Here is a 23794-nt window from a genome sequence, read left to right as displayed (position 1 = left end):
AGCATGAAGTGCCGGACAGATCTGCCTGTCCGGCATGTTATTCACGTGGCTTCTTCGGGCGATATTTTTCCGGCAGTTCTGGCACTGGACGTTTATCATCAATCAGATGACGCACGGTTAAGATCGGATGACGCCACAGCATTCTCGGCCCCGCCCAACGCATAATCTGCTTCATCTCCTCACGCTTTGCTGGCTGGTAACAGTGCACCGGACACTGCTTACACGCCGGTTTCTCTTCGCCAAACACACATTTATCCAACCGCTTTTGCGCGTAAGTAAACAACGCATCGTAATGCTCCGGCTCCGCTGACGCCTGCGGGCATTTCGCTTGATAAAGATCGATCATTTTTTTAATCGTCAGTTTTTCACGAGAGATACGCTTGCCGGACATGATGCCTCCATACTCTTAAGGTGCATTTATATTACAACTTTATTTTAATGGGGACTATGGCTCTGAAGGAGGAGGGGCTCCAGCTGAGGCAATTTGCGAGCTTGTTTCATAGTCATCATGCAAAAGCTATATTCTTTTTTGTCATTAAAATCTGTATATCAAAGTCATGCAATCAAAACCCCTCCTCCAGCACACAAATTTTGCTTTGGGTTATATCATCTATAATGTTTAACGTCTTCATTAAAAAGTAAAGTTAATAACTTTAATTTTTAATATTAACGTCCAGCACAACCATCTGATATCTGAAATATTATTTTCAACTAAATGCAAATCAAATTCATTCAATATGAAGTTTAACTTATCGAATATTTAATTCATAAACAGTTCTACTTTATTGATGCATTATTATATCCAAAATTCATCCATTGAAATATAGTCAATTAAATAAAAAAACACCACGACATTTTATCAGACAAATTAATTTTTTATTGAAATAAGGATTATTCATGGATTCTCCGACTGTTGGAATTGCCATTATTTTTGCTCTTATGTTTTTAGAGAACAACTTAACCTCTTCTGCCTGAATACTCAGATAATTTTCTCACATCAGGTATTCTGAGTATTGTCAACAGTCAGCTTTATGCTGTAGTGAATTCAACAAATGCCAAATGGCTTTGAAAGTATAATGGGCGAGCATAATCTACTGTGGCTACATAATAACGAGCACATACCCTTAGAAGGCGATATGCACTGGTGTTCAGATGACTCCGGGTTCCATTGCTACAACAGTGAAAAAGTGGGTGTGAAGTTCGCGCTGCTCTGCCGAAATGGGGAAACCATATATTGGGCCGCAGGTAGCGGAGGTTACGATGTTTCAACCTTGTAAAATATGATACTGATAGCGATGGAAAACACTTCATCAGCCAGACACAACGGCGCAGTGGTTAACAGAGAACCGTTCAGCGTATAATGCTCATACATGTGGAAATGCACAGAGAACTAAATCCGAATCCCTATACAACGGCGACCAGAAGCCCGCAAACAATGGCTGACTGAACAATTCGTGAAAATAACTATATCGCATTTATACCAAAGCCAGAGGTAAGAACAGCACTGCTGAACTTTGCCGAGGCGAGCATCATTAACTGAATGATTAAAAGGAGTACATTAAGCACCAAAAAGAAGAGGATAAAATAAGTGAACAACTCTCGATCTCATTTACAGGCCAAGTAATTCATAGAAGTAAATGCCAGATCGCGATGCATCTGTGAGGCAGCGACTACCAACAAAGCCTCAAGGCGCATATAAAAAATCCAGCTGCACCGGATGTATATTTATTTTGAGAGACTAAATATGGAAATTTCTGAATTAAAGGCTTTTATGGCAACAGTCGATACCGGTAGCGTAACCCAGGCTGCACGTTTCTTATACAGAACTCAATCCAGTATTTCATTACGCCTGAAACAATTAGAAAGCAAGGTTGGAGTCTCACTTCTGGAGCGTCGAAGTGATGGTGTATTCCCTACGTTACAAGGGCGGTTATTATACGATTATGCTCAAAAAATTCTGTCACTGATTGATGAAATTGAAAGTAAATTACATACAGATAATACTTATCGTGAAATTAGGTTAGGCTGTATTTCCAGCCTGCCAACTGAACATTTACATACTATTATCGATAGAGCCAATGATAAAAAAATAGATATTGATATAACACTAGGAAATTCTCTAGAATTGGCAGAAAAACTACAAAACAGAGATCTGGATATTGTTATTACTGGCGCAGGTATCGTTGCAGAAAATAACTGTCACTTTCACCTATTTTCCGACGACATGGTCATCATTTCTTCTCGGGACAGAGGAGAAATATTACATTTATCTGAGCTCAAAGATAGTGTTTTCCTGGTGAGTAGCAAAAGGAGTGCATCGTCCAGAAATCTTAACAGCCTATTTTCTACCGCTGGGTTTCATCCCAAAAAAATTATAGAATGTGGTTCCTATTCTGTTCTTTTTAGAGGCGTAGCTAAAAACAAAGGAATTTCAATGGTCCCCAAGATTTTAGCCACATCAACGATATATAAAGGCACTGTAAAAATTCACAATATTTCAGGTACGTTTACACCATTTAATACAGTTTTATCTTATGCGAAAGACTCACAACATCATTTCGTTCTATCATTGGTTGGTATCATCAAAGATTATTTCAAAGAGATAAAATGAGTTTAAATAAAATCATTATCAATAATTAAATGATTATATGTGGCGCTAATCATCACCGCCACATAATAACTCCCCTATCTAATATACTTACAAACAACATGAATATATAACAGCCTCTTCTTCGTAAGGATTATTCAGAAGAAGATCATCCTCTATAGATTCAATTATGATATTATCTCCATGACGCAACTCAAATCCCGCTTTATCGGTGCTAATTGACGCGCCTAATAATAAATAATGAACAGAATAAGGAGGAGACTTTAACAAATCATTATTAAATAAGATATCCATTAGTTTATTTTGGGGAAAACTCATATTTTCGAACCCAAGCGCACTTTCTTTCTGCCATATATTTAACCCCTCACGCACTACCTTGCAAACCACCTTTGAATACGCTGGTATTTTATCAGTTAATATTAACTTATGCCCAATACCTGTGGTCATCAACTTAGATAGATTAGCTAAGTTAGGATATTTTTTTCTCATTCCAACATCCGAGAAATCATTAGCTATCGTATACCCAACAATCTTTGGCCTTCCATTATTAGTTATTATAATAACTAATACATACTCGACCTCAATTCCTCCTGAGAATGACTGCATAGGAAGAGTTATGCGTTCACCAGTAGTTCGTAACGTAGAGCCATTTCCTTTAAAGAACCAATCCAGTTCTCGATTCCTGGCAGGCAATCCATTTATCATATCATGGGTCCGCCCAAAAGAACTGACAAAAACGTTTCTGTCATCGACGGGCTTAACAGGGACATTATATATATTATTTTTTATATCTTCTTGCTGTATCCGTCTTACATTAGGTAATTTATCCACTATAGATGGTATAGACATATTGTGCTCAATGCTTTTACGAAGAAGTCCATAGCTTGATATGTTTTTTATTAAATATACATCCTTCTTATCAAAGTATTCTTTTTGAAGGATAACAAATCTATTCCCATTAATTGTGCAATCAATAAGTGATTTCATATAGATCCCCATTTATGAAATTTTACTCAGTGGCTTCTTTCCGTGGCGAGAGCAAAGGAAAACGCCTATGCATATAGCAAAAATACTTACCACATGATATTGTGCTAATTTCACTTGGAGAAATATAACACTTAATACACCTGCAGATAATGGGATCAAATGTGTAAAAATCTCTCCTCTGGTTGCACCAATGATTGAAATACCTTTACTCCAAAACAGATATGATAGCCAGGATGGAAAAATGACAAGATATGCCATACCAAGAACATTAGAAAAATCAGGAGCGAATGTTAATGATGCTCCATTGTAAATTATATTAATCAAGCTAAATGGTATTAATATAATTGCACCAACGATTGCACATGCAGTTACAAATACGTTTCCAGATATTTCTTTCGGTTTCTTTCTAAGGAAAGAACAATAGATCGCCCAACTAACTGCGGAAATCATTGTCCAATAGTCACCACGATTAATTTTTTCCAAAAATTGTAGATTAGTTATATCGCCTTTTGTAACTAACCAGGCAACACCCAATGTACTAATTATAACACCAACAATATTTGATTTTGATATATAATCCCTAAAAAACATCCAGTTAAATGCAAGAACTAGCCCAGGCGTGGACGATAAGTATATAGCGGCATTTAACGATGTTGTGTATTGTAAGCCAATATATAATGCCACAGGAAACATAACTTGTCCCAATATGGCTAATAATATAATGCTTTTTTTATTGCGAATTATTAAATTAATATTTTCTTTAATTGCCAAAAAATTAAATATAACAAGGATTATACTGGTAAGTAGCCATCTAAATTCTGATAACAGAATAGGGTCCATATTGACCACCATAATCTTACCAACAACATAGTTACCACCCCAGAATATAGCCGCCAGAGATAACATTACATAAGGCATAGATTTCATCTTTTTTTCTCTATTATAACATATGATTTTTCCCCATAGGAAATATCACGATCAAAAACCATCTCACTATATAATGATTCACGAGACCATGATCTCCACATTAATTTATATGCTTCTAATTGCAAAATTATTTTAGCACCAGGAGCGGCTACTCGCATGATCTCATTCATTAACTTATCATTAATTTCTTTAGCTGAAAGGTGGCACAACACAAGAGAATATCCTATTTTCCTACGATAATGCGCACTACCTCCTGTTAAAAATGGTAATGAAGATAAATTAAAATCCCCTCTGAATCGAACATTATAGCAATTATTATCTAAACACCATTGTAATACAGAAGCACAAACTCTTCGTTCCGTTGAGATTATATCCAACTTCTGTTTAGTAAAATCAGCAAGACCATTAGCATTTGGTGGATTAATGATTAAAACGCTATCATTTTTATTTAATTGTATTTGTTCATGTAAGATGTTGTTTATAATGTTACCTTCAACTTTATTCCTATAATAACATAACCACTCTTCATCGACAGAAACCCAGTCATCAATCATCAACATTTCTTTGAATGATAATTTTTTATGCTCAAGTAAATAGGCTTTAAATGGCATATATTGTAAAACCTTTCCTCGATCTCCTACAATTGAATAATCCCCTACCCATGTATTTACAAACGTTCTCGTTGCAATAATGCTTGCTTTCCCAATATAGTCTGCAGCCCATCCAACCATAGCCTCTCTCCCGACCCATGCATAATCAGAGAGGGTTATAGCAGGTAGCGTTGTCATTGCCACAGTTCTGGCCCCTACAGATGGGCGACCGTAGGGATCATGATTCTGACGAAGAAGTTGGCTTCCCGGTGACAGCCACACACCGATACCAATAGTGATATCGCCGCCAGCATTGACCGATGCGTTTCGGCCAAAACGAACGTATTGACCTATTTTTATTTTAGGAAGCTGATCAGCCCTTAAGTCCATCTGATGGTCAGCATGTGGATGGCTGAAATATGCACCATTCTCAAAATGAGTAGTTGAAATGAGATGTTCCCCTCCTTATTCTTTAACTAAAAATGGTGCGCCACCGATATCAATTGAAAAATGATCTTCTGGTAAATTATAGCGCACAGCAAATTCTGCCAACTTTTCTTTAAAAAGCATGGCAAATTCTATTTCCTCTCGTTGCGTTGTGACCTTCTGAACTTCTTTACGCAGATATTTCAAGACACTAGTATAATCGGAAACAGGAGAATTACTATTTTCAGAATTGATGTTTTTTTCCAATCCGCATAGAAACATTTCTGAATTTAACATTTCAATTTCTTCTATTTCCGTGGTGATATCTTTACTTGTCATCGACATACTCCGTTATTGTTCGTTGTATAATTCTATATCCTTTCAACAAATATATTGAATATATGAGTAAAGCGATATTAAATTATATTGATACCCATATTAATATTATCAATAGCAACCATCTTGAAAAATCTATAATAAGGTGTATATTTAGTAAAGCACATAGATATTAAACATTCATCAATATTAAAATGACTGTTTTTTATTTTCTTCTGTTGCCAACCAAGTCCATTACTTTCTTAGAGCTGTGAACGGCCTCTGAATTTTTTATGTGTCATCAGAATAAAGAACAGGATATAGCTAAGCCAGTTGACATCGTTATTGCTGGGTATTTCCCGCTTCAATCTCAATCACATGTATTGCAGCTGTTATCACTCTTGAAACAAACTCCTCGCGCCAGCCGGCTCTTTCACTCTAAGGTTTAACTTTCTGTCATACTTTTTTTGACTTTATTATTGCATTCAATGCAATGAGCTTTGCTAGTTTAGAGCTGCTCATAAGATAACTTCTATTTTGTACAAAAAACCTCTTTTTCTTGCTTCACTGCACTCGAACTACCTAGTCAACTTCATCGTTTCAACGAATTTGCGAGCAGTCTCGCGTGCCTGAACAATGCTGGCAAAATCTGAGACATAACCAACCATTGATCTGATAACCTGTTTCAGTGCCTTGTCGTGGGCCGCTTGTCTGTTGATGATACGCCTATATAGATTCCTTTGGTGGCACTGATTTTGACACCAAAACCACGGGTGAATCTCTGTGGTTGTCAGTGATAAGATACGGCTTTCGTTCAGGATTGGGTAAGTAGACAACGCCCCCTTGCTGGTCGAGTTCTGGTTTCACGTCGATAGATAACTTATTGATTATAATCGACTGAGAAGTGTCATTTTTATAAATGTATACCAGCAAGTCAGAGTATGTACCCGATACATACCGGTATACTTCTGGCATACAAATTTATCGATTTATATGGGTTTAACGCGGTTTTGCATGAGGCTATATGCGGAATCTCAAGACTTAAAAAATGAGTAGAATCAATATGAAAGAGTCTATCGACAAGGATCTCTCAGACCATACCCCAATGATGCAGCAGTATCTCAAGCTGAAAGCCCAGCATCCGGAGATCCTGCTGTTCTACCGGATGGGTGACTTTTACGAACTGTTTTATGACGACGCTAAACGGGCGTCGCAGCTGCTGGATATTTCGCTGACCAAACGCGGCGCATCTGCGGGTGAACCGATCCCGATGGCGGGTATCCCCTACCATGCGGTAGAAAACTATCTCGCTAAGCTGGTGAATCAGGGCGAGTCCGTCGCTATATGCGAACAAATTGGCGACCCGGCGACCAGCAAAGGGCCGGTTGAGCGCAAGGTTGTACGTATCGTCACACCGGGGACTATCAGCGATGAAGCCTTGTTGCAAGAACGCCAGGATAACCTACTGGCGGCTATCTGGCAGGACAGCAAAGGTTTTGGCTATGCAACGCTGGATATCAGCTCTGGGCGTTTTCGTCTGAGCGAACCGGCTGACCGCGAAACGATGGCGGCAGAACTGCAACGCACCAACCCGGCAGAGCTGCTGTATGCGGAAGATTTCGCCGAGATGTCGCTGATTGAAGGTCGTCGCGGCCTGCGCCGCCGTCCGCTGTGGGAGTTTGAAATTGATACCGCGCGTCAGCAGTTAAACCTGCAATTTGGCACTCGTGATCTGATTGGTTTCGGCGTCGAGAACGCGCCACGCGGGCTTTGTGCTGCCGGTTGCCTGTTGCAGTATGCAAAAGATACCCAACGCACCACCCTGCCGCATATCCGTTCTATCACGATGGAACGTGAGCAGGACAGCATCATTATGGATGCCGCGACGCGTCGTAATCTGGAAATTACCCAGAATCTGGCGGGCGGCGCGGAAAATACGCTGGCTTCCGTGCTCGACTGCACCGTCACGCCGATGGGTAGCCGTATGCTGAAACGCTGGCTGCATATGCCTGTGCGCGACACCCGTGTGTTGCTTCAGCGCCAGCAAACTATTGGCGCATTGCAGGATTTCACCGCTGAGTTACAGCCTGTGCTGCGTCAGGTGGGCGATCTGGAACGTATTCTGGCGCGTCTGGCGTTGCGTACTGCTCGCCCGCGCGATCTTGCTCGTATGCGCCACGCCTTCCAGCAACTGCCGGAACTGCGCGCGCAGTTAGAAACTGTCGATAGTGCACCGGTACAGGCACTGCGTGAAAAAATGGGCGAGTTTGCCGAACTGCGCGATCTGCTGGAGCGCGCAATCATCGACACGCCGCCGGTGCTGGTACGCGACGGTGGTGTTATCGCACCGGGCTATAACGAGGAACTGGATGAGTGGCGCGCGCTGGCTGACGGCGCGACCGATTATCTGGAGCGTCTGGAAATCCGCGAGCGCGAACGTACCGGTCTGGACACGTTGAAAGTTGGCTTTAACGCGGTGCACGGCTATTACATTCAGATTAGCCGTGGACAAAGCCATCTCGCACCAATCAACTATATGCGTCGCCAGACGCTGAAAAACGCCGAGCGCTACATTATTCCAGAGCTAAAAGAGTACGAAGATAAAGTTCTCACCTCAAAAGGCAAAGCACTGGCGCTGGAAAAACAGCTTTATGAAGAGCTGTTCGACCTGCTGTTGCCGCATCTGGAAGCGTTGCAGCAGAGCGCGAGCGCGCTGGCAGAACTCGACGTACTGGTTAATCTGGCAGAACGGGCCTATACCCTGAACTACACCTGCCCGACTTTTATTGATAAACCTGGTATTCGCATTACCGAAGGCCGCCATCCGGTGGTAGAACAGGTACTGAATGAACCGTTTATCGCCAACCCGCTGAATCTGTCGCCGCAGCGTCGCATGTTGATCATTACTGGCCCGAATATGGGCGGTAAAAGTACCTATATGCGCCAAACTGCACTGATTGCGCTAATGGCGTATATCGGCAGTTACGTACCGGCACAAAGCGTGGAAATTGGCCCGATTGACCGTATCTTCACTCGCGTCGGCGCGGCGGATGATCTGGCTTCCGGGCGTTCAACCTTTATGGTGGAGATGACCGAAACCGCCAATATTCTACATAACGCGACCGAACACAGTCTGGTGCTGATGGATGAAATCGGACGTGGTACATCCACGTACGACGGTCTGTCGCTGGCATGGGCATGTGCGGAAAATCTGGCAAATAAAATCAAAGCATTGACACTGTTTGCCACCCACTACTTCGAGCTGACCCAGTTACCTGAGAAAATGGAAGGCGTAGCCAACGTGCATCTCGATGCGCTGGAACACGGCGACACGATCGCCTTTATGCACAGCGTGCAGGACGGCGCGGCGAGCAAAAGCTACGGCCTGGCAGTCGCTGCGCTGGCAGGCGTGCCGAAAGATGTGATCAAACGCGCGCGGCAAAAACTGCGTGAGCTGGAAAGCATTTCGCCGAACGCCGCCGCTACACAAGTGGATGGTACGCAAATGTCTTTGCTGTCAGTACCGGAAGAAACCTCGCCAGCGGTCGAGGCACTGGAAAATCTCGACCCGGATTCACTGACTCCACGTCAGGCGCTGGAGTGGATTTATCGCTTGAAGAGTCTGGTGTAAACCTGACATGCCCGACGGCACAATGCCGTCGGGTTTATTCACTACTTTTTCGTTTGCACCCGGCAAGACTGAGTCATCGCTTCTGGCATAGAGGGGGATTTCACTTTCACCTGGTAATCAGGAAATGTCGTAAATGTGATATCGTCATGATCAATAGACATTGGTGCGATTTTCCGTACAGCTTCTGCTAATATCGCTTCTTGCTCTGGTGCTGAAGGATAAAATACCTGTACGCTGTCAGGCACAATCTCTTCTTTTAACTTTGATTTTTCATGAGTAGTGATGATATCCATCTCATAACGAATAAAGGGAATTTTGGAGCCGTTTAAACGATAATATTGTGTCGAGTGGTAGCGTTTTTCACTTTCCCCAGAGTAAGTAACTTTCATTATTCCCAAAAGGTTAAGTTGGTATGTTTCGTTATTCTCCGTCTGACTGAAATTCGCTGTACACTCAATTACATCACCTTCGGTTATAAGTTTTTCTAAACGATTTATTTCTTCTATAGAAGCAGCTTGTACATTAGAGGTGAAAAAACAGAAAACTAACACGAAAGCATATAAATATCTCAGCATCTTAAAACATCCTTTTGTGATTTATTACTCCAAAGACTTCAATACTCTGGTCTGGTATAATAATACATATTATATAAATATGAGTCTATGCAAATGCTTACCACTCGCTATCAAAAAATTGATGCTCATAACTATCGCCATATATGGGCCGTTGGTGATATTCATGGTGAATATCAATTATTACAATCCCGCTTACATCAACTCTCTTTTTGCTCTGAAACTGACTTACTTATTTCCACAGGCGATAACATTGATCGTGGGCCGGAGAGTCTGAACGTTCTACGCCTGTTAAACCAGCCCTGGTTTACGTCGGTTAAAGGCAACCACGAAGCGATGGCGCTTGATGCATTCTCGACTGGCGATGGAAATATGTGGTTAGCCAGCGGCGGCGACTGGTTTTTTGATTTAAATGATACGGAACAACAAGAGGCAATAGATCTGTTGCTAAGATTCCATAACCTTCCACATATTATTGAAATCACTAACGGCATAGTAAAATATGTCATCGCACATGCAGATTACCCAGGGAATGAATATCTCTTTGGCAAAGAAATAGTAGAAAGCGAATTACTCTGGCCTGTTGACCGTGTTCAGAAATCGCTTAAAGGTGAGTTAAAAGAAATAAACGGTGCCGACTGTTTTATCTTCGGTCATATGATGTTTACGAATATCCAGATATTTGCCAATCAGGTTTATATTGATACCGGCTCGCCAGAGAGCGGACGGTTATCGTTTTATAAAATTAAATAACGTGGCCGGGTAAGGCAAAACCTCTACCCGGCATTTTTTATTAACGCTTATCTGCCGCCAGCAGCGGCGGAATGCTCGGCACCATTGGCGCATCATCAATATCCTTCTGCGTCATACGGAACGCTTGTGGATAATGTTCGCGGCTGGTGCGACGCAGCGGTTCGGTATCGCGCCAGGTATAAAGGCAATGCTGGCACTGGTAGACCGTCCAGACATCTTTTACCGGCGATTTCGCCATCACTTCAATCTGTTCATCGGCACAACGTGGGCAAATCATCTTGTTCTCCTTATTTACGTACGGCCAGCATAGCGGTCAGTTTTTCAGCCCAGGCTTTGGTTTCCGGTAAGTCCACCACCGGCTGGCTGTAATGACCACGGTTGTCCGGGGCGACAGGCGTGGTGGCGTCGATAATCAGCTTGTCGGTGATCCCCGCCGGGCTTGAGCCTGGGTCGAGTTCCAGTACTGACATATTTGGCAACTGCACCAAATCCCCTGCCGGGTTCACTTTCGACGAGAGCGCCCACATCACCTGCGGCAGGTTGAACGGATCAACGTCTTCATCGACCATAATCACCATCTTCACGTAGCCCAGACCGTGCGGCGTGGTCATCGCGCGCAGGCCCACTGCGCGGGCAAAGCCGCCGTAGCGTTTTTTGGTGGAGATAATTGCCAGCAGGCCGTGGGTGTACATGGCGTTTACCGCCTGCACTTCCGGGAACTCGGCTTTAAGTTGCTGATACAGCGGTACACAGGTGGCAGGCCCCATCAGGTAGTCGATTTCTGTCCACGGCATGCCGAGGTACAGCGATTCGAAAATCGGTTTGGTGCGGTAAGAGACTTTATCGATGCGCACCACGGTCATGTTGCGCCCGCCGGAATAGTGCCCGGTAAACTCACCGAATGGCCCTTCGATTTCGCGCTTACGGCTTTCGATAACGCCTTCGAGGATCACTTCTGAACCCCACGGCACATCAAAACCGGTCAGCGGGGCGGTGGCGATCGGGTACGGGCTTTCGCGCAGCGCGCCTGCCATTTCGTACTCGGACTGATCGTATTTCAGCGGGGTAGCGCCCATCAGGGTGATGATCGGATCGTTACCAAGGGTAATCGCAATCGGCAGATCTTCGCCGCGCTCTTCCGCTTTATGCAGATGCAGAGCGATATCGTGCATCGGCACCGGTTGCAGGCCGAGCTTACGTTTGCCCTTCACTTCCATACGGTAGATGCCGACATTCTGCTTGCCGAAGTTATCCGGGTCGAGCGGATCGCGGGAAACCACGCACGCTTTGTCGAGATAGAAACCACCATCACCATCGTTCAGGCGAAACAGCGGCAGAATATCGAACAGATTAATCTCTTCGCCATCGACGGTGTTCTGCGCCCACGCTGGACTGGCGCGACGCTCCGGGGCGATCGGGAAGTTATCCCAGCGGCGGATAAACTCATCAATCTGCTTTTTGACCGGCGTGTTTGGTGGCAGGCCGAGGGAAATCGCATGGTTCTGCCAGGAACCAATGGTATTCATCGCCACGCGGGCATCGGTAAAACCGCGAATATTATCAAACCACAGCGCGGGCGCGCCGTCGCCGATACGCCCGGTGGCGTTGGCAGCAGCAGCCAGATCAGGCTCCGCGTTCACCTCTTCGCTGATTTTCAGCAATTGCCCATGGTCGTCGAGCGCTTGTAAAAAGCTGCGTAAATCATCAAAAGCCATTATGCATTCTCCTGAGAAAAACTCCCGGGCTGCGGCAATCCTTGCCAGCGCCTGGCTTGAGGATGTTCGAGGCCAAATTGATCCAGTACGCGGGCTACCACGTGGTGGACAATGTCATCTACCGTTTCGGGATGGTTATAGAAGGCAGGCATGGGCGGTATCATCGCCACGCCCATACGGGAAAGCGCGAGCATATTTTCAAGGTGGATAGTACTGAGCGGCATTTCACGCGGCACCAGCACCAGCTTGCGCCCTTCTTTAAGAACAACATCAGCAGCGCGCCTCACCAGCCCATCGGCATAACCAGCACGAATGCCAGCCAGCGTCTTCATGCTGCACGGAATAACGATCATGCCATCGGTACGAAAGGAACCTGAGGAGATAGCCGCCGCCTGATCCGCTGGGTTATGGCAATAGTCTGCCAGGGTAGCGACATCGCGGACGCTGTAGGGCGTTTCCAGTTCAATGGTGGTTTTCGCCCACGTCGACATCACGAGATGTGTTTCAACACAGGGCATCTTCTTTAGTGCTTGCAGTAATGCCACACCAAGAGGCGCACCTGTAGCCCCAGTCATCCCGACGATCAGTCTCATTTTTTATTTCCTTAATTGTTCGTACACGAACGTTATTATTAACATACCCTTCTATTCACCTGGCGGCAAGTGCGGAAAAGTAACAACATCCCTTCGTCACTGAAAAACCGCTATGATATCGGCATAGAATTAGCCCGGAGTTTACATGGCGTTACGAAATAAAGCGTTCCATCAGTTACGACAGCTTTTTCAGCAGCACACCGCACGCTGGCAGCATGAGTTACCTGACCTGACTAAACCGCAGTACGCGGTACTGCGCGCTATTGCTGAACAACCCGGTATAGAGCAGGTTGCGCTGATAGAAGCGGCTGTCAGTACTAAGGCAACGCTGGCGGAAATTCTGGCAAGAATGGAAAATCGTGGCCTGGTCAGACGAGAGCATGACACCGTCGATAAGCGGCGGCGTTTTGTCTGGCTGACTGCCGAAGGAGAAAAGGTCCTTGCGGCGGCGATCCCCATTGGTGACAGTGTGGATGAGGAATTTTTGGGGCGTTTAAGTAGAGATGAGCAAGAGCTGTTTATGCAACTGGTGCGCAAGATGATGAACACATAGGGTGCAAATTGCCGGATGCGGCGCTATCGCGTCTTATCCAGCCTACAAACACACCGACTCACCAACCAAAAGAAAAAGGCCAGCCTCGCTTGAGACTGGCCTTTCTGACAGATGCTTACTTATTCGCGGAACAGCGCTTCGATATTCAGCCCCTGCGTTTGCAGGATTTCGCGCAAACGGCGCAGGCCTTCAACCTGAATCTGGCGAACACGTTCACGGGTGAGGCCAATTTCACGACCTACATCTTCCAGTGTTGCCGCTTCGTACCCCAGCAAACCGAATCGACGTGCCAGTACTTCACGCTGTTTGGCGTTCAGCTCGAACAGCCATTTGACGATGCTCTGCTTCATATCGTCATCTTGCGTGGTGTCTTCCGGACCGTTCTCTTTTTCATCGGCCAGGATATCCAGCAACGCTTTTTCGGAATCACCACCCAATGGGGTGTCTACCGAGGTAATGCGCTCGTTAAGACGAAGCATACGGCTGACGTCATCAACTGGCTTATCCAGTTGCTCTGCGATCTCTTCCGCGCTCGGTTCGTGGTCCAGCTTATGGGACAACTCACGTGCGGTTCGCAGGTAAACGTTCAGCTCCTTTACGATGTGAATCGGCAAACGAATAGTACGGGTTTGGTTCATAATGGCCCGTTCGATCGTCTGGCGAATCCACCAGGTTGCGTAAGTTGAGAAGCGGAAACCACGTTCCGGGTCAAACTTCTCAACCGCGCGGATCAGCCCCAGGTTGCCCTCTTCGATAAGGTCCAGCAGCGCCAGACCACGATTGCCATAACGGCGGGCAATTTTTACCACCAGACGCAAGTTACTCTCGATCATCCGGCGGCGAGAGGCGACATCACCACGCAGTGCGCGACGCGCAAAATAAACTTCTTCTTCGGCCGTTAACAGTGGCGAATAACCAATCTCACCAAGGTAAAGCTGAGTCGCGTCCAGCACACGCTGTGTTGCACCCTGCGATAACAGCTCCTCTTCGGCCAAATCGTTATCACTGGGTTCCTCTTCAACTAAGGCCTTTTCGTCAAAAACCTCAACTCCATTCTCATCAAATTCCGCGTCTTCATTTAAATCATGAACTTTCAGCGTATTCTGACTCATAAGGTGGCTCCTACCCGTGATCCCTTGACGGAACATTCAAGCAAAAGCCTGGTTCCGCCGATTTATCGCTGCGGCAAATAACGCAGCGGGTTTACGGATTTCCCCTTGTAACGAATTTCAAAATGCAAGCGTGTTGAACTGGTTCCGGTGCTACCCATGGTCGCTATTTTTTGCCCCGCCTTAACTTCTTGTTGTTCCCGGACCAGCATTGTGTCGTTATGGGCGTAGGCACTCAGGTAATCATCATTATGTTTGATGATAATCAGATTACCGTAGCCGCGCAGCGCATTACCGGCATAAACAACGCGGCCATCTGCGGTCGCGATAATTGCCTGTCCTTTGCTACCTGCGATATCAATCCCCTTGTTGCCTCCCTCAGAAGCGCCAAAGGTTTCAATCACTTTGCCCTCAGTCGGCCAGCGCCAGGTGGAGATCGGCGTACTGGTTGTTGTACTGCTGACAGTTGGCTCGGTTGTGCCTGCTGTTGGTACCGTTACAGGCGCTGTGACCGTGGTCGCAGTTGGCTTGTTGTTCGGCAACATTTTGTTAGCACTCTGTTCACCCGAAGATTCAGAATACGTAATTGTCGGTTGCGACGCAACAGCAACGGTGGAATTTTGTGCAGGCTTGATCACAACTCCTTGCTCTGCTGCATCGGCCTGGGTAATGGCATTTCCGCCAGTGATTGGCGTACCGGAAGCATTACCCACCTGTAAGGTCTGACCTACGTTCAGAGCGTAAGGAGCCTGAATATTGTTGCGTTGGGCAAGGTCACGGAAATCGTTGCCGGTAATCCAGGCGATATAGAAAAGTGTGTCGCCTTTTTTCACGGTGTATGTACTGCCGCTATAACTGCCTTTCGGAATGTTCCCATACTGACGGTTATAGACGATGCGTCCGTTTTCCATCTGCACCGGCTGCTGAGCTACTGGCTGCACTGGCTGGATTTGCGGTTGTTGAGTAGCCTGAATTTGTGGCTGCTGTACCGGCTGAATTTGCGGTTGCTGCGTTGTAGACGTTGTCCCCATTTTCGGCGGCGGCGTAATCAACATACCAGAATTGGTATTTGCAGGCGCATTGCCATTAACGGAGCTGACCGGTGCCGGTGGATTTGAAGTGTCAGAACAGCCAGCCAACCAAAGCGAAACCAGTGACAAAGCCGCAATACGGCGAACGGTGAATTTTGGGCTTCCCGCGCTCATTTATCCCCCAGGAAAAAATTGGTTAATAACCAGTGACATAATTACCGTGCAAGGCACCCTACTGAACACTGGAAAAGATGTTCACGATACGCTGACCTGCTGCAAAATAACCAGGAAAATTCCAGGTATTTTCCTCACGCTTTAAGCCAGCTCCCCCTTTACTAAGGGAACAAAGCGCACAGCCTCCACGGTGTCGATAATAAATTCGCCTCCCCGACGACGCACCCGCTTTAAATACTGGTGCTCTTCCCCTACGGGTAAGACGAGAATGCCGCCTTCGTCCAGTTGCGTCATTAACGCTGTCGGAATTTCGGGCGGTGCAGCCGTTACAATGATAGCGTCAAACGGCGCGCGTGCTTGCCAACCTTGCCATCCATCGCCGTGACGGGTTGAAACATTGTGTAAATCAAGATTTTTCAGACGCCTGCGTGCCTGCCACTGCAACCCTTTAATCCGCTCGACCGAGCATACATGCTGGACAAGATGTGCCAGAATTGCCGTTTGATATCCCGAACCAGTGCCGATTTCCAGTACTCGCGACTGCGGCGTCAGTTCGAGTAATTCGGTCATTCGCGCCACCATATACGGCTGCGAAATTGTCTGCCCCTGACCTATCGGCAACGCGATATTGTCCCAGGCTTTTTGTTCAAACGCTTCATCGATGAATTTTTCACGCGGCACGGCAGCAAGTGCATTAAGCACCTGCTCATCCTGAATACCTTGCGCACGTAATTGATCCAGAAGTGCTTGTACGCGTCTGCTTACCATTGCGTGCCAACTCCCACGCTGTTTAACCAGTCTGAAACCACATCTTGCGCGTTGTGCGCGGTTAAATCTACATGCAGCGGCGTGATGGAGACATAGCCTTCATCTACCGCAGCAAAATCGGTCCCCGGACCAGCATCACACTTACCGCCCGGAGGGCCAATCCAGTACAGCGTATTACCGCGCGGATCCTGCTGCGGGATCACTTGATCCGCCGGATGTCGTGTACCGCAGCGAGTCACGCGGATACCTTTAATCTGATCCAGCGGTAAATCAGGTACGTTGATATTGAGAATACGCCCGGTACGCAGCGGTTCTTTACACAGTGCGCGCAAAATGGAACAGGTGACCGCTGCAGCGGTGTCGTAATGTTTATGCCCGTCAAGTGAAACGGCCAGTGCCGGAAAACCTAAATGACGGCCTTCCATCGCGGCGGCTACCGTACCGGAATAAATAACATCATCTCCCAGATTCGGCCCGGCGTTAATACCCGAAACCACAATATCCGGGCGCGGACGCATCAGAGCATTCACGCCAAGATAGACACAATCGGTCGGGGTTCCCATTTGCACGGCGATATCACCATTTTCAAAGGTAAACGTGCGCAGGGAGGATTCCAGTGTCAGGGAGTTTGAAGCGCCGCTGCGATTACGATCGGGGGCGACCACCTGAACGTCAGCAAACTCACGCAGAGCTTTCGCCAACGTTTGTATACCGGGCGCATGTACCCCGTCATCATTACTCAGCAATATGCGCATAATCACCTGTTGTGTTGATAAGTTCCCTGACAACGCTGGTCGCAAAGCTTCCTGCCGGAAGCCAGAAACGGATTTCGACAGTGACGTCGTCCCACCAGTTCCAGCTTAATTGTTGCGGATATAACAGCATCGCTCTGCGCGCGGCTTCAACTTTTTCGCGCACCAGTAAGGCTTGTAACTCAATTTCTTCGGCAACCGCCGCTTGTTCGAATGCCAGTGCCTCACGCTGAGTTCCCCATTCGCCGCTACCCGGCATTGCAGCGGTAATCATCAGCTCTTTATCGTTCACGCGACGCTGTAATTCTGCCAGTTCTTCGTTAGTGGCAACAAACCAACTGCCGCGCCCGGCTAATTGTAGCGCATCACCGTCAACAACCTGATTAACTTCTGCTTTTTTGAGACGCTCAGCAACAATCTGATTAAACAACGCACTACGAGCTGCCGACAACCAAAAACTGCGCTTATTGCGATCGCGCACCGGAGTATTGGTTTGCGCCCAGCGCAACGCGCCCTGCAAGTTACTACCGCCAATACCAAAACGCTGTGCGCCAAAGTAATTCGGTACACCTTTCACGCAAATATCGATTAGTCGCTGTTCAACGTCATCACGATTGCTCACTTCTCGTAGCACAAGGGTAAAGGCGTTGCCTTTCAGTGCCCCTAAGCGCAGTTTGCGCTTGTGGCGCGCATACTCCAGCACCTGGCAGCCTTCCAGTTGAAACGCGCTTAGATCAGGCATCTCTTTGCCCGGTACGCGAGCGCATAACCATTGTTCCGTAACGGCATGTTTGTCTTTCTGCCCGGCGAAGCTGACTTCGCGAGCATGAATTTTCAGGAATTTCGCCAGTGCGTCGGCCACAAAACGGGTATTGCAACCGTTTTTGAGGATCCGCACCAGGATATGCTCACCTTCACCATCAGGCTCAAAGCCTAAATCTTCCACCACCACAAAATCTTCCGGGTTAGCTTTCAGCAGCCCGGTTCCTTGCGGTTTGCCGTGGAGGTAAGTGAGATTATCAAATTCAATCATTTTGTTGCCTTAATGAGTAGCGCCACAGCTTCACAGGCAATCCCTTCCCCACGTCCGGTAAATCCAAGTTTTTCCGTAGTAGTGGCTTTCACGTTAACATCATCCATATGGCAGCCGAGATCTTCGGCAATAAACACGCGCATTTGTGGAATATGCGGCAGCATCTTCGGTGCCTGAGCGATGATAGTGACATCGACGTTGCCGAGGGTATAGCCCTTCGCCTGAATGCGTCGCCAGGCTTCGCGAAGCAGCTCGCGGCTGTCGGCGCCTTTAAATGCAGGATCGGTATCCGGGAACAGCTTGCCGATATCCCCCAGCGCCGCTGCACCAAGTAATGCATCGGTCAACGCATGCAGCGCCACATCGCCATCAGAATGCGCCAGCAACCCTTTTTCATAAGGGATGCGCACGCCACCAATGATAATTGGGCCTTCGCCGCCAAAGGCGTGAACATCAAAACCGTGTCCAATTCGCATTATGTATTCTCCTGATGGATGGTTCGGGTGAGGTAAAATTCGGCAAGTGCTAAATCTTCCGGGCGCGTGACTTTAATGTTATCCGCTCGGCCTTCGACAAGCAGTGGATGAAAACCGCAGTATTCCAGCGCTGAGGCTTCGTCAGTAATGGTAGCGCCTTCATTTAAAGCACGCGTCAGACAGTCATGTAACAGCTCACGAGGGAAAAATTGCGGCGTAAGCGCGTGCCATAAGCCGTTGCGATCAACGGTATGAGCAATGGCGTTTTTGCCTGGTTCGGCGCGTTTCATGGTATCGCGCACCGGCGCAGCGAGAATCCCCCCCGTGCGGCTGGTTTCGCTCAACGCCAACAGGCGCGCGAGGTCATCCTGATGCAGACAAGGGCGAGCAGCGTCATGCACTAACACCCACTGCGCATCGCCAGCGGCTTTCAGACCTGCCAGCACGGAATGAGCACGCTCTTCACCACCAGCAACAACGGTGATTTGCGGATGATTCGCCAGTGGAAGTTGAGCAAAGCGGTTATCGCCAGGGCTGATTGCAATGACGACACGCGTCACACGGGGATGCGCCAGCAGCGCATGCACCGAGTGTTCAAGAATGGTTTGATTACCGATTGAGAGATATTGCTTAGGACATTCCGTTTGCATTCGGCGGCCAAATCCGGCCGCCGGAACCACGGCGCAAACATCCAAATGAGTGGTTGCCATGTTAATTCCTGGGCTGATTTATCGATTGTTTTGCCCCGCAGACTGTGCGCGCTTCGACGCGTCAGGCACCAGACGATAAAAAGTTTCGCCCGGCCTGGTCATGCTGAGTTCATTACGCGCACGCTCTTCGAGCGCCTCCTGGCCGCCATTGAGATCGTCAATTTCGGCAAAAAGCTGATCGTTTCGCGCTTTAAGTTTCGCGTTTGTAGCTTGCTGTGCCGCCACATCATCATTGACGCGGGTATAGTCATGTATACCGTTCTTACCGAACCACAGCGAATACTGTAGCCAGACCAGAATAGCCAGCAACAGCAGCGTTAGTTTACCCATCCTGCCCCCTGAAAAACGGCATCCTCATCCCATGCATCCGAAGACGACTCTACATCCTCTGTTGGGGATACCGCGACAACGCGGGCAAATGTACCACATTTGTCCATTGTTACGTATACCCAGGGCGCGCAGAACATAATCTCATTATTGGTTACGGTTTGAATTATGGACAGAATGAACAGGAAAGAACAGATTAGCCCAACAACCACATAAACAGTGCACCAAACATAATGCCAACGGTGATAAAAGTGAAAACAATGCTGTAGCGTAATTTTCCGTCCATCAAGGAATGCAGCGCAATACCTACCACCACCGCAACAGGCATCAGCGCCAGAAAGAAAGGCCAGGTGTAGATAAAGAAAAACAGCGTGTTAGAGCCATAAATCAACATCGGAATCGCCAGTGCGCACAGCCAGGACACAAAACCGACCACGGCACCTGGTAGCGACCATGTGGTTTCTTCGTCCTCGGTAAGGCTATCACTATTTGTTAGTGTAATGTTATGGCTATTACGCATATCAGTTCCTGTCACTTTGACGAACCGGGCATGAAAACCCGGTGGTGTCTCAGGATCTGATAATATCGTTCTGTCTCAGTAGATCTAATAATTGCTGAACCAAATTTGTTACTAATTGTTCACCATTGAGATGAATTTCTGCTGATTCGGGCGCTTCGTAAATTGCATCTATTCCGGTAAAGTTACGCAGTTCACCAGCACGCGCTTTCTTATATAAGCCTTTTGGATCGCGGGCTTCACAAATCGCCAGTGGCGTATCGACAAATACTTCGATAAACCGTCCTTTCCCTACGCGTTCGCGAACCATCTGACGTTCGGCACGGTGTGGGGAAATAAATGCAGTTAGCACCACCAGACCGGCTTCAACCATTAAATTCGCCACTTCCCCCACCCGACGGATATTTTCTTTGCGATCGGCATCGCTAAAACCGAGATCGCTACATAACCCGTGGCGGACATTGTCACCATCCAGCAAATACGTACTGACGCCGAGTTTATGCAGTGCTTCTTCCAGCGCGCCCGCGACCGTTGATTTACCGGAACCGGAGAGGCCGGTAAACCACAGCACAACACCACGGTGACCGTGGTGTTGCTCGCGCTGTTGCGGAGTGACTGGGTGGCTGTGCCAGACGACGTTTTCGTCATGCAGCGCCATCATTTACCTCCCAGTAAATCGCGCGCGCCCCAGTGCGGGAAGTGGCGGCGTACTAACGCATTCAGTTCCAGCTCGAACGCGCTAAATTCCGACGGCGCAACGGCAGCCTCGTTTTTCGGCTCATGCACCATACCGGCGCCAACAGTCACGTTGCTCAGGCGATCGATAAAAATCAGCCCACCCGTCACCGGATTTTGTTGATAACGATCTAACACCAGCGGCTCGTCAAAGGTGAGATCCACCTGGCCGATTCCATTCAGCGGCAGGTTTTCAACTTCACGCTGAGTAAGGTTATTAATATCAACCTGATAGCGAATACCATCAACGCGGGCGCGCGTCTTCTTACCGGCGATTTTGATGTCATAACTCTGACCAGGGGAAAGCGGTTGTTCAGCCATCCATACCACATCAACTGACGCGCTCTGCACTGCCGGTAACGCTTCATCTGCCGCCAGCAACAGATCGCCACGGCTGATATCAATCTCATCCGTCAGCACCAGGGTGATCGCTTCTCCGGCAAAGGCTTCTTCGCGATCGCCATCAAAAGTAACTATCCGCGCGACGTTTGACTCCACGCCCGAAGGCAACACTTTGACACGTTGCCCGACTTCCACGCGACCGGATGCCAGCGTTCCGGCGTAGCCACGAAAATCGAGATTCGGGCGGTTAACGTACTGCACCGGGAAGCGCATTGGCTGGGCATCCACCACTCGCTGGATCTCCACGGTTTCCAGCACTTCAAGCAATGTCGGACCGCTGTACCACGGCATACTTTCACTTTGCGAAGCCACGTTGTCGCCTTCCAGCGCAGAGAGCGGCACAAAGCGAATATCCAGATTGCCAGGTAACTGTTCAGCGAAAGTCAGGTAGTCTTCACGAATGCGGGTGAATGTCTCTTCACTGTAATCCACCAGATCCATTTTGTTGATCGCTACGACCAGATGTTTGATCCCCAGCAGCGTGGAGATAAAACTGTGACGACGGGTTTGATCGAGCACGCCTTTACGGGCGTCGATCAATAAGATCGCCAGCTCACACGTTGACGCGCCGGTCGCCATATTGCGGGTATACTGCTCGTGCCCGGGGGTGTCGGCGATAATAAATTTACGCTTCTCGGTAGAGAAATAACGGTAAGCCACGTCGATAGTAATACCCTGTTCGCGTTCAGCTTGCAGGCCATCCACCAGCAACGCCAAATCCAGCTTCTCGCCCTGGGTACCGTGTCGTTTGCTGTCGTTATGCAGCGATGAGAGCTGATCTTCATAGATTTGGCGAGTATCGTGCAGCAGGCGACCAATCAGAGTGCTTTTGCCGTCATCGACGCTGCCACAGGTCAGAAAACGCAGCAGGCTTTTATGTTGTTGCGCAATCATCCAGGCTTCGACGCCGCCTTCATTGGCGATTTGTTGTGCAAGTGCGGTGTTCATCTTAAAAATACCCCTGACGTTTTTTCAGCTCCATAGAACCAGCCTGGTCGCGGTCAATCACGCGCCCCTGACGTTCACTGGTGGTAGAAACCAGCATCTCTTCGATGATCTCCGGCAGCGTTTGTGCATTCGACTCAACCGCACCGGTCAGCGGCCAGCAGCCCAGCGTGCGGAAGCGCACCATCCGTTTTTTAATCACTTCGCCCGGTTGCAGGTCGATACGGTTGTCATCAATCATCATCAACATACCGTCGCGTTCCAGAACCGGACGTTCCGCAGCGAGATACAGTGGAACAATGTCGATATTTTCCAGCCAGATGTATTGCCAGATATCCTGCTCGGTCCAGTTAGAGAGCGGGAAAACGCGGATGCTTTCGCCTTTGTTGATCTGCCCGTTATAGTTGTGCCACAGCTCCGGGCGCTGATTTTTCGGGTCCCAGCGATGGAAGCGGTCACGGAAAGAGTAGATACGCTCTTTAGCGCGGGATTTCTCTTCGTCGCGGCGCGCACCACCGAAGGCGGCATCAAAACCGTATTTATTCAGCGCCTGCTTCAGGCCTTCGGTCTTCATAATATCGGTATGTTTCGCGCTGCCGTGAACGAACGGGTTAATCCCCATCGCCACGCCTTCCGGGTTTTTATGCACCAGCAGCTCGCAGCCGTAGGCTTTCGCCGTGCGATCGCGAAACTCATACATCTCGCGGAATTTCCAGCCGGTATCGACATGCAGCAGTGGGAACGGCAGCGTACCTGGATAAAACGCCTTGCGCGCCAGATGCAGCATGACGCTGGAATCTTTGCCGATGGAGTAGAGCATCACCGGATTTGAGAATTCTGCCGCCACCTCGCGAATGATGTGGATGCTTTCCGCCTCCAGCTGTCGTAGGTGGGTAAGTCGTTTTTGATCCATAACCGTTCCTTTGCAATACCGCTATTTTCTTGCCATCAGATGTTTCGACTATAGGGAGCGCAGGAGAACGAATGAAATTACCAATTGGAATGAGTAGTTCCTTAACGGAATAACGCTTTGGCAAAGCAAATATCAAAAAGTGCTTAAGCCACCGAATTTCGGGCATTTAGGAAGATTTGAAATTGTTTTAGCGCAGCGGCAGTTTCATACTATGGCGGTAAAAAATTTGCAT

The 23794-nt window shown here is 47.7% G+C and carries 25 protein-coding genes; 4 read left to right on the top strand and 21 right to left on the bottom strand.

All coding sequences use genetic code 11. From position 1 onward, the window contains the following. Positions 1 to 37 precede the first annotated feature (37 nt). The gene (locus D9742_RS03715) at positions 38 to 391 is read right to left on the bottom strand and encodes a nitrous oxide-stimulated promoter family protein (RefSeq protein ID WP_130236026.1); all 354 of its coding nucleotides are present in this window, start codon (positions 389 to 391) and stop codon (positions 38 to 40) included. Positions 392 to 1744: 1353 nt separating this feature from the next. Here D9742_RS03715 and D9742_RS03710 point away from each other — a divergent pair. Beyond that, complete coding sequence (locus tag D9742_RS03710) at positions 1745 to 2611, top strand: LysR family transcriptional regulator (protein ID WP_165382751.1); 867 nt, start codon at positions 1745 to 1747, stop codon at positions 2609 to 2611. An 87-nt stretch (positions 2612 to 2698) separates the two neighbouring features. On the opposite strand, the gene D9742_RS03705 is transcribed toward D9742_RS03710, so the two are convergent. The 4 genes from D9742_RS03705 to D9742_RS03690 all read right to left on the bottom strand — a co-directional run bounded on the left by D9742_RS03705 (position 2699) and on the right by D9742_RS03690 (position 5877). Continuing rightward, the gene (locus tag D9742_RS03705) at positions 2699 to 3595 is read right to left on the bottom strand and encodes a hypothetical protein (RefSeq protein ID WP_130236024.1); all 897 of its coding nucleotides are present in this window, start codon (positions 3593 to 3595) and stop codon (positions 2699 to 2701) included. A gap of 12 nt (positions 3596 to 3607) precedes the next feature. Further along, positions 3608 to 4513 (bottom strand): DMT family transporter, encoded by a 906-nt coding sequence (locus D9742_RS03700; RefSeq protein WP_130236120.1) that lies wholly within the window; start codon positions 4511 to 4513, stop codon positions 3608 to 3610. Between the two features lie 5 nt (positions 4514 to 4518). Next, positions 4519 to 5502 (bottom strand): hypothetical protein, encoded by a 984-nt coding sequence (locus tag D9742_RS03695; protein ID WP_130236023.1) that lies wholly within the window; start codon positions 5500 to 5502, stop codon positions 4519 to 4521. Positions 5503 to 5577: 75 nt separating this feature from the next. Then, the gene (locus D9742_RS03690; protein WP_130236022.1) at positions 5578 to 5877 is read right to left on the bottom strand and encodes a hypothetical protein; all 300 of its coding nucleotides are present in this window, start codon (positions 5875 to 5877) and stop codon (positions 5578 to 5580) included. A gap of 1039 nt (positions 5878 to 6916) precedes the next feature. Between D9742_RS03690 and mutS the strand changes: the two genes are divergently transcribed. After that, positions 6917 to 9484, top strand: a complete 2568-nt coding sequence (gene mutS, locus D9742_RS03680) for a DNA mismatch repair protein MutS (protein ID WP_130236119.1) — start codon at positions 6917 to 6919, stop codon at positions 9482 to 9484. A 41-nt stretch (positions 9485 to 9525) separates the two neighbouring features. On the opposite strand, the gene D9742_RS03675 is transcribed toward mutS, so the two are convergent. Beyond that, positions 9526 to 10059: a hypothetical protein gene (locus tag D9742_RS03675; RefSeq protein ID WP_130236021.1), complete on the bottom strand. Its 534-nt coding sequence runs from the start codon at positions 10057 to 10059 to the stop codon at positions 9526 to 9528. Positions 10060 to 10152: 93 nt separating this feature from the next. Between D9742_RS03675 and pphB the strand changes: the two genes are divergently transcribed. After that, a complete protein-coding gene (gene pphB, locus D9742_RS03670) occupies positions 10153 to 10809 on the top strand; it encodes a protein-serine/threonine phosphatase (protein ID WP_130236020.1) in 657 nt (218 codons plus the stop codon). A 40-nt stretch (positions 10810 to 10849) separates the two neighbouring features. On the opposite strand, the gene D9742_RS03665 is transcribed toward pphB, so the two are convergent. Genes D9742_RS03665 through D9742_RS03655 form a run of 3 tightly spaced genes read right to left on the bottom strand, consistent with a single transcriptional unit; the run spans position 10850 to position 13117 of the window. Beyond that, complete coding sequence (locus tag D9742_RS03665; protein WP_000562985.1) at positions 10850 to 11086, bottom strand: non-oxidative hydroxyarylic acid decarboxylases subunit D; 237 nt, start codon at positions 11084 to 11086, stop codon at positions 10850 to 10852. Positions 11087 to 11096: 10 nt separating this feature from the next. Continuing rightward, the gene (locus D9742_RS03660) at positions 11097 to 12524 is read right to left on the bottom strand and encodes a non-oxidative hydroxyarylic acid decarboxylases subunit C (RefSeq protein WP_130236019.1); all 1428 of its coding nucleotides are present in this window, start codon (positions 12522 to 12524) and stop codon (positions 11097 to 11099) included. Beyond that, on the bottom strand, positions 12524 to 13117 hold the full coding sequence (locus D9742_RS03655) for a non-oxidative hydroxyarylic acid decarboxylases subunit B (protein ID WP_130236018.1): 594 nt from the start codon (positions 13115 to 13117) through the stop codon (positions 12524 to 12526). Before D9742_RS03655 ends, D9742_RS03660 begins: the two co-directional genes overlap by 1 nt. Positions 13118 to 13262: 145 nt before the next feature. Between D9742_RS03655 and D9742_RS03650 the strand changes: the two genes are divergently transcribed. After that, on the top strand, positions 13263 to 13670 hold the full coding sequence (locus tag D9742_RS03650) for a MarR family transcriptional regulator (RefSeq protein WP_130236017.1): 408 nt from the start codon (positions 13263 to 13265) through the stop codon (positions 13668 to 13670). 119 nt (positions 13671 to 13789) lie between these two features. Here D9742_RS03650 and rpoS read toward each other — a convergent pair whose 3' ends face one another. From rpoS to cysD, 12 genes are all read right to left on the bottom strand, one after another. After that, entirely contained in the window at positions 13790 to 14782 is a 993-nt protein-coding gene (gene rpoS, locus D9742_RS03645; RefSeq protein WP_000081550.1) for an RNA polymerase sigma factor RpoS, read from the bottom strand. A 62-nt stretch (positions 14783 to 14844) separates the two neighbouring features. Next, positions 14845 to 15984 carry a murein hydrolase activator NlpD gene (gene nlpD, locus D9742_RS03640; protein WP_130236016.1) on the bottom strand — a complete coding sequence of 380 codons (1140 nt, stop codon included), beginning with the start codon at positions 15982 to 15984 and terminating at the stop codon, positions 14845 to 14847. A gap of 141 nt (positions 15985 to 16125) precedes the next feature. Continuing rightward, on the bottom strand, positions 16126 to 16752 hold the full coding sequence (gene pcm / locus D9742_RS03635; protein WP_000254703.1) for a protein-L-isoaspartate O-methyltransferase: 627 nt from the start codon (positions 16750 to 16752) through the stop codon (positions 16126 to 16128). Then, the gene (gene surE / locus D9742_RS03630) at positions 16746 to 17507 is read right to left on the bottom strand and encodes a 5'/3'-nucleotidase SurE (protein WP_001516955.1); all 762 of its coding nucleotides are present in this window, start codon (positions 17505 to 17507) and stop codon (positions 16746 to 16748) included. Before surE ends, pcm begins: the two co-directional genes overlap by 7 nt. Then, positions 17488 to 18537 (bottom strand): tRNA pseudouridine(13) synthase TruD, encoded by a 1050-nt coding sequence (gene truD, locus D9742_RS03625; protein ID WP_130236015.1) that lies wholly within the window; start codon positions 18535 to 18537, stop codon positions 17488 to 17490. The genes surE and truD overlap by 20 nt, the downstream gene beginning before the upstream one ends. Next, complete coding sequence (gene ispF / locus D9742_RS03620) at positions 18534 to 19013, bottom strand: 2-C-methyl-D-erythritol 2,4-cyclodiphosphate synthase (protein WP_001219242.1); 480 nt, start codon at positions 19011 to 19013, stop codon at positions 18534 to 18536. Before ispF ends, truD begins: the two co-directional genes overlap by 4 nt. Continuing rightward, positions 19013 to 19723: a 2-C-methyl-D-erythritol 4-phosphate cytidylyltransferase gene (gene ispD, locus D9742_RS03615; protein ID WP_130236014.1), complete on the bottom strand. Its 711-nt coding sequence runs from the start codon at positions 19721 to 19723 to the stop codon at positions 19013 to 19015. Before ispD ends, ispF begins: the two co-directional genes overlap by 1 nt. A gap of 18 nt (positions 19724 to 19741) precedes the next feature. Then, entirely contained in the window at positions 19742 to 20053 is a 312-nt protein-coding gene (gene ftsB / locus D9742_RS03610; protein ID WP_000517476.1) for a cell division protein FtsB, read from the bottom strand. 193 nt (positions 20054 to 20246) lie between these two features. Then, positions 20247 to 20570, bottom strand: a complete 324-nt coding sequence (locus tag D9742_RS03605; RefSeq protein WP_064528120.1) for a DUF3561 family protein — start codon at positions 20568 to 20570, stop codon at positions 20247 to 20249. Positions 20571 to 20619: 49 nt separating this feature from the next. Then, complete coding sequence (gene cysC, locus D9742_RS03600) at positions 20620 to 21225, bottom strand: adenylyl-sulfate kinase (RefSeq protein ID WP_130236118.1); 606 nt, start codon at positions 21223 to 21225, stop codon at positions 20620 to 20622. Next, a complete protein-coding gene (gene cysN / locus D9742_RS03595) occupies positions 21225 to 22652 on the bottom strand; it encodes a sulfate adenylyltransferase subunit CysN (protein ID WP_130236013.1) in 1428 nt (475 codons plus the stop codon). Before cysN ends, cysC begins: the two co-directional genes overlap by 1 nt. Before the next feature lies 1 nt (position 22653). Next, complete coding sequence (gene cysD, locus D9742_RS03590; RefSeq protein ID WP_000372392.1) at positions 22654 to 23562, bottom strand: sulfate adenylyltransferase subunit CysD; 909 nt, start codon at positions 23560 to 23562, stop codon at positions 22654 to 22656. Positions 23563 to 23794 lie beyond the last annotated feature (232 nt).

Source organism: Escherichia sp. E1V33 (assembly GCF_004211955.1).
GTDB lineage: Bacteria > Pseudomonadota > Gammaproteobacteria > Enterobacterales > Enterobacteriaceae > Escherichia.
This window is presented reverse-complemented; position numbering and strand designations above follow the sequence as displayed.